At 50.4% G+C, this 5,815-nt stretch carries 5 protein-coding genes; 1 reads left to right on the forward strand and 4 read right to left on the reverse strand.

The annotated features are described in order from the left end of the window. Window positions 1–89 precede the first annotated feature (89 nt). Window positions 90–881 (reverse strand): DsbC family protein, encoded by a 792-nt coding sequence (locus tag ACTHSP_RS16955; RefSeq protein ID WP_004518838.1) that lies wholly within the window; start codon window positions 879–881, stop codon window positions 90–92. Window positions 882–1,016: 135 nt separating this feature from the next. Between ACTHSP_RS16955 and ACTHSP_RS16960 the strand changes: the two genes are divergently transcribed. Then, window positions 1,017–3,206 carry a primosomal protein N' gene (locus tag ACTHSP_RS16960; RefSeq protein WP_440346509.1) on the forward strand — a complete coding sequence of 730 codons (2,190 nt, stop codon included), beginning with the start codon at window positions 1,017–1,019 and terminating at the stop codon, window positions 3,204–3,206. 80 nt (window positions 3,207–3,286) lie between these two features. On the opposite strand, the gene ACTHSP_RS16965 is transcribed toward ACTHSP_RS16960, so the two are convergent. The 3 genes from ACTHSP_RS16965 to ACTHSP_RS16975 all read right to left on the reverse strand — a co-directional run bounded on the left by ACTHSP_RS16965 (window position 3,287) and on the right by ACTHSP_RS16975 (window position 5,454). Beyond that, window positions 3,287–3,961, reverse strand: coding sequence for a hypothetical protein (locus ACTHSP_RS16965; RefSeq protein ID WP_003748368.1), 675 nt, complete (start codon window positions 3,959–3,961; stop codon window positions 3,287–3,289). A 335-nt stretch (window positions 3,962–4,296) separates the two neighbouring features. Next, window positions 4,297–4,635, reverse strand: a complete 339-nt coding sequence (erpA, locus tag ACTHSP_RS16970; protein WP_003680162.1) for an iron-sulfur cluster insertion protein ErpA — start codon at window positions 4,633–4,635, stop codon at window positions 4,297–4,299. 132 nt (window positions 4,636–4,767) lie between these two features. Continuing rightward, complete coding sequence (locus ACTHSP_RS16975; protein ID WP_003680158.1) at window positions 4,768–5,454, reverse strand: S24 family peptidase; 687 nt, start codon at window positions 5,452–5,454, stop codon at window positions 4,768–4,770. Window positions 5,455–5,815 lie beyond the last annotated feature (361 nt).

A 5,815-nucleotide genomic window follows, 5' to 3' on the forward strand; every position in this document is an offset into this window, starting at 1 on the left:
TTTGAGGCCGTCTGAAGGCAGTTGATGGCGGGCGACATGAAAAAAGGACGCGTAAAGCGTCCTTTATGGAGATTAAAACCTGAAAAGTATTACTGGTTTTTCTCGATGATTTCTTTGAGGTGAGGCATAGGGCTGTAACCGCTTTGGCTGCGGCCGTTAGGGAAGACTACGGTCGGCGTGCCGTTGAAGCCGAATTGTTCGCCCAATGAAGTGGTTTCTGCAACAGGGTTTTCGCAGTTTGCTTTGCCGCTTGGGAGTTTGCCTTTGCGCATCCAGTCGATCCATGCCTGGGTCGGATTAGGCTGACACCACAACAGCTCGGCTTTGCGCGCGGCATCAGGGTGCAGGCTTGGAATCGGCATCATGAAGGTATAAATCGTGATGTCGGTCATTTTTTCAAATTCATGCTCCAAGCGTTTGCAGTACGGGCAGTCCGGATCAGAGAAAACAGCGACTTTCAGTTTGCCGTTGCCGCGTACTTCTTTGATGGCTTTGTCCAAAGGCAGGGAAGCGAAGTCGATTTTGTTCAAATCGGCGGCGCGTTCTTCAGTCATGCTTTGGCGCGTATTGACGTTGATGAGGTCGCCAACGAGCATATAGTCGCCTTTGGCATCGGTATAGATGATTTGTTTGCCGCTGACGACAACTTCATAAATGCCTTTAATCGGCGTTTCACTGACGCTCAAAACTTTCAAATCTTGGGCGGCATAGACTTTTTCCAGGCGCGCTTTCAAAGAAGCGGCAACCGATTTGTCGGCAGGCGCTTCCGCTTTGGCAGCAGGGGCAGGCGCCGCGTTGGCGTTGGATACGGCAGGTTGACCGCATGCCAACAAAGGAAGGACGGCAAACGGTGTTAAGATTTTGATTAACTTGGTTTTCATGCGAAAGACTTGCGTGTGTTGAAAGTAAGGCATTGTATCAAACCTCTGTCATGTCTGCATTGTACTCAGGCTCAAATTATCGTCTGAAAATAGCTTTCGGCTGTTAAAATACGAAAAAATGATTTGATTGTTTGTATGTTCTACCACCGTATTGCCGTAAATGTGCCGCTTTCAGACGGCCTTTTGACTTATTCCCATTCCGAGCCGCTTCCTCCGGGAACGCGGGTGCTTGTGCCTTTCCGCAATAAAACCGTTGTCGGGATTGTGTGGGAAACGGATATTACGCCCGATATGGATATGGCGCGGATTTTGAGTGTTCAGACGGCCTTTGTAGAAGAAAAGCCGTTGCCTCAAAGCTGGCGTAATTTGTTGGCGTTTACGTCGCGTTATTACCACTATCCGAACGGGCAGGCAGTATTTGCCGCACTGCCGCAGGGTTTGAAGGAAACGCGCGCGGTGGAAATGCCGCAGCCGCCGTTGTTTTACGCTTTGAACGAAGCGGGTAGGGCGCAAACGCCGCCGCCGTCTCGGTTCAACAAAAAAGCGGCTTTGTGGGACGCGCTGCTGTCGGGCGGGATGACGATGGCGGCGTTGAAGCAGGTGAACGCGCAGGCGGCGAAATTAATCGAAGATTGGGCGGAACAGGGTTGGATTGAAACTGCGGAAGCGGCAAATTCCGTTTTAGAGTCGTGCAATGGACAGGCTTCGCACTCTGAATTTGTATTAAATGCCGACCAGCAGAAAGCTTCCGATGAAATTCAGACAGCCTTTGGTAAATTTCAGCCGTTTTTGCTGTACGGCATTACCGGCAGTGGCAAGACCGAAGTGTATTTTGATGCGATGGCGAAAGTGTTGGCGCAGGGGCGGCAGGTGTTGTTTCTGTTGCCTGAAATCAACCTCACGCCGCAGCTTTTGAAGCGGGTGGAAAACCGTTTTGCCGACGTGCCGACCGCCGTGTTGCACAGCCAGATGGCTGCAGGCAAGCGCACGCAGGATTATCTTCGCGCGATGTTGGGGCAGGCGAAGCTGGTGATTGGCACGCGGTTGGCGGTGTTCACGCCGATGGGTAATGTCGGGCTGATTGTGGTCGATGAGGAACACGACGGCTCGTTCAAACAGGACAACGAATTGCGCTACCACGCCCGCGATTTGGCGGTGTGGCGGGCAAAGCAGAGCGGCTGTCCCATCATATTGGGCAGTGCTACGCCCAGCTTGGAGAGTTGGCACAAGGCGCAAAGCGGCGCGTACCGCCTGTTGCAACTGACCGAACGCGCCCATGCTTCCGCGCAACTGCCGCAAGTGGAAATCCTCAATGTAGGCCGTCTGAAACTCGACAACGGCTTCTCGCCGCAAGCCTTGCAGCTTTTGAAACAGAATTTTGAGGCGGGCGGCATGTCGCTGGTGTACCTCAACCGGCGCGGCTTCGCACCCGCATTATTTTGCAGCGACTGCGGCCATACTTTCGGCTGTCCGAACTGCTCCGCTAAAATGGTGTTGCACCAACGCGCCCGCCAACTGCGCTGCCACCACTGCGATCACCGCGAACCCATCCCGTACAAATGCCCCGACTGCGGCAACCAAGATCTGACCGCCGTCGGCCACGGCACGCAGCGCGTCGAAGAAACCCTGCGCGCCTTCCTGCCCGAGGCCGCCGTCGTCCGCGTCGACAGGGACAGCACTGCGCACAAAAACGACTGGGCGGATTTGTACCGCCGCATCGCCGACAACGAAATCGACATTCTGGTAGGCACGCAGATGCTCGCCAAGGGCCATGATTTTGCGCGGCTCAACCTCGTTATCGTGTTGAACGCCGACGGCAGCCTGTACAGCGCGGACTTTCGCGCGCCGGAAAGGCTGTTCGCCGAGCTGATGCAAGTGTCCGGCAGGGCGGGGCGAGCCGATAAACCCGGCAAGGTGTTGATACAGACCCAACTGCCCGAACATCCCGTCTTCGCCGCCGTTAAAGCGCAGGACTACGCCGTGTTTGCCGAAAACGAATTGAAAGAGCGGCAAATGTTCGCCATGCCGCCTTTCGGTTTTCAGACGGCCGTCCGTGCCGATGCGCTGCGCGTTGCCGATGCGATGGAATTTCTCAACGCCGCCAAAGAAACCCTTGTCCCGCTTTTGCCCGAAAGCGTCTCCCAGTTTGGTGCCGCTCCGATGCTGATGGTGCGCCTTGCCGAACGCGAACGTGCGCAAGTTTTCCTCGAATCGACATCCCGACAAGATTTGCACCGTGCCGTGAGTTTGTGGGTACAGGTGTTGCAGCAAAACCGCGACGGCAAAATCCGATGGTCGGTGGACGTTGATGTGCAAGAGGCTTGATTGAAATGATTCAATCAATATGGAAATAAAAGGCCGTCTGAAAATCTGTTTTTCAGACGGCCTTAAGTTTTGAAATCAGTTTAGAAGAATTTTGCAGCGATATAGCCGAGTGCAAGCAGGCTCAAAACGGCGAATACGATAGCCATTGTAAGCAGAAACTGTGTTTTCTTCCTCGCTGCAAGTGCGGCCAGCTCAGGATTTTGGCCTAACTCTTCGCGTAATTGGGATTCCAATTCGGCACGGATTTTTTTGCGCAGTTTTTTCTCTTCCTGCTCACGTTCATATTTGAGCTTGTGGGCAATTTCGGTTTGTTTTTTATGCTCGAAAGAGATTTTTTCCTGCCATTCAATGCGCTTGCGCTGGATGGCTAGCTCATTTTTTTCTGTCAAATCAAAGTGGCAGGTTTTACATTCCTGTGCATCTAATTCGTCAATTATCGTCATGCAGACAGGGCATTGGATAGGGTCGGGCGTGTTGACTGCCAATACGGGTTCTTCTTCGACCGCTTCCAACTCCATAGCCTGACGGACGATTACGTCCAAACCCAAATAGCTGAAGTAATGCTGCGCATTTTCGCGCTCGTCTTGCGTGCATTTTTCGGCCACAATGGCTTGCGGACGCTCTGCCAAGGCTTGAATCAGGCTCTCGGCTTCATTTTCGGGCAGGTTGTCATACAGGCAGGCATGGATGCGCTCCTTATCCGTGTTCGGCGGATAGGAAACATATACGTCGAAAAATTTTTCTTGTTTGCTCATTGATATCCCATGAATATTTCGACTGCGTCAACCAAATGGGTTGGGCCTAAGGTTTTGTTATTGTGTTTGAGCTGTTTTGGCTTGCGATGCAGGCAAAAACAGAGGCCGCAGTCTTAGGCAGACCGGATAGGGGGTGCCTTTGTGTCGTTAATCGGCTGGACAATGATTTTTTATTTATATGGCAATATGCATGTCCAATGTTATGTCTATTGTAGAGTAAATATTCACGCCCGATATTATTATTATAAGATAAATCCAATATTGTTTAAAATAAATTCACACAAAAGGCCGTCTGAAGATACAGACGGCCTGTTTTTCATGAAGAAACGGATTGTTTATACGGAGAAGGACGAGCCGCAACCGCAAGTCGTTTCGGCATTCGGATTGCGGATGACGAATTGAGAACCTTGCAGGCTTTCGGTGTAGTCGATTTCCGCACCAACCAGATATTGGTAGCTCATCGGGTCAACCAAGAACGTCAGGCCGTTTTTCTGGATTTCAAAATCGTCGTCATTTTTGATTTCATCAAAAGTAAAACCATATTGGAAGCCGGAGCAACCGCCGCCGTTGACGAATACGCGCAATTTCAAATCGGGATTGTTCTCTTCGGCAATCAGGTCGGCAACTTTGGTGCAGCAGCTGTCAGTAAAGATAATAGGGCTTTCGTCTGACATGATGTGATTCCTTTTATATGAATATTTTTACTATTGTCGCGCAAACCGTTAGTCAAGGCAAGTTTGTGCAGACAGGGTCTGCCAGCTTACATGGAGGGCATGGCAGAAATTTCAAGCACCAGTATGTCAGATTTAGATGCTTCTGCCAAACCATTCTACACGGCCGATGATGGCGACGTCGTCGGTCGGGTTTTTCAAGTCGATTTCAAAAGTAGGGTAGGCCTCGTTGGCAGAAATGACGTTGACGATGCCGCCGGGTATCAGTTGCAGGCGTTTGACCAAAAGGTTTTCATTGAGGCGTAAAACATAGAGGCCGTCGCGCGGCGTGGTTTGGCCGTGGTTGATGAGGATGGTGTCGCCATCATTCAGCACGCCTTCCATCGAGTCGCCTTTGACTGAGATAACGGAAAGGTTTTTGATGTCGCGCGTTACATAATTTTCAATCCAATAGCGTCGGAACGCCATGGCGAACATGGGCTGTTCGTCACCGACGAGCTGTCCGTGTCCGGCCGCGGCCTGGATGTCGTAACGCGGTACGAAGACAAATTCGTCTATATCGACTGGATTACCCAGTGTGTCGGTTGCCGTGGCTTTTGGGGCTTCGGAATCGGGGAAGGGAGAACCCTCACCTGTCAAAAGCCAGTCTATGCTGCAGCCTTTAAGTTGTTTGATTTTTTTTAGCGTTTCCGATTTCGGCAGGCCGCCTTCGTTCCAGATACGGCTGAATCCGGCGATGGTCATATCGATGTCGGCGGCAATTTTGGCTTGGCGGGCTTCATCTTTCCATAAGAAAGCCAGGCGGTCTTTAAAGGTATCCATGTTTATGCCTTTATGGAGGTATGTTTTTTATATGGTTTGGACGATTTGAGTGTATTTTACCTTAGTTTTTATAAAATTGTAAGAAAAAAATTACTTAATCTAAGAAAAAGTATTGCATATTCTATTTTTTCTTAGTATTATTCGTTTTGTCTTAGATAAATCGATATTTCTAATTTTATATTCGATTTTTCTTAGTTTAATTTTATTTGGTTTAGTTTTTCTGATTTAAACCTGCTATATGATTATGATGAGAGGTGTGAAATGACTCGTTCGCGTAAAAATACTTTTTGGGTGCTGCTGGCGTTGGTACTGGGTTTTTTTGCTCTGCCTTTCGGATCTTCGGAGGCGCATGAGGCGGACG

Source organism: Neisseria sp. P0001.S005 (assembly GCF_051963715.1).

Bases quoted from the DNA above. Each gene is read 5' to 3' on its own strand.
- ACTHSP_RS16965 (WP_003748368.1), bottom strand. From the start codon at position 3,961: ATGAGCAAACAAGAAAAATTTTTCGACGTATATGTTTCCTATCCGCCG.
- ACTHSP_RS16975 (WP_003680158.1), bottom strand. From the start codon at position 5,454: ATGGATACCTTTAAAGACCGCCTGGCTTTCTTATGGAAAGATGAAGCC.
- ACTHSP_RS16960 (WP_440346509.1), top strand. From the start codon at position 1,017: ATGTTCTACCACCGTATTGCCGTAAATGTGCCGCTTTCAGACGGCCTT.
- ACTHSP_RS16955 (WP_004518838.1), bottom strand. From the start codon at position 881: ATGAAAACCAAGTTAATCAAAATCTTAACACCGTTTGCCGTCCTTCCT.
- erpA (WP_003680162.1), bottom strand. From the start codon at position 4,635: ATGTCAGACGAAAGCCCTATTATCTTTACTGACAGCTGCTGCACCAAA.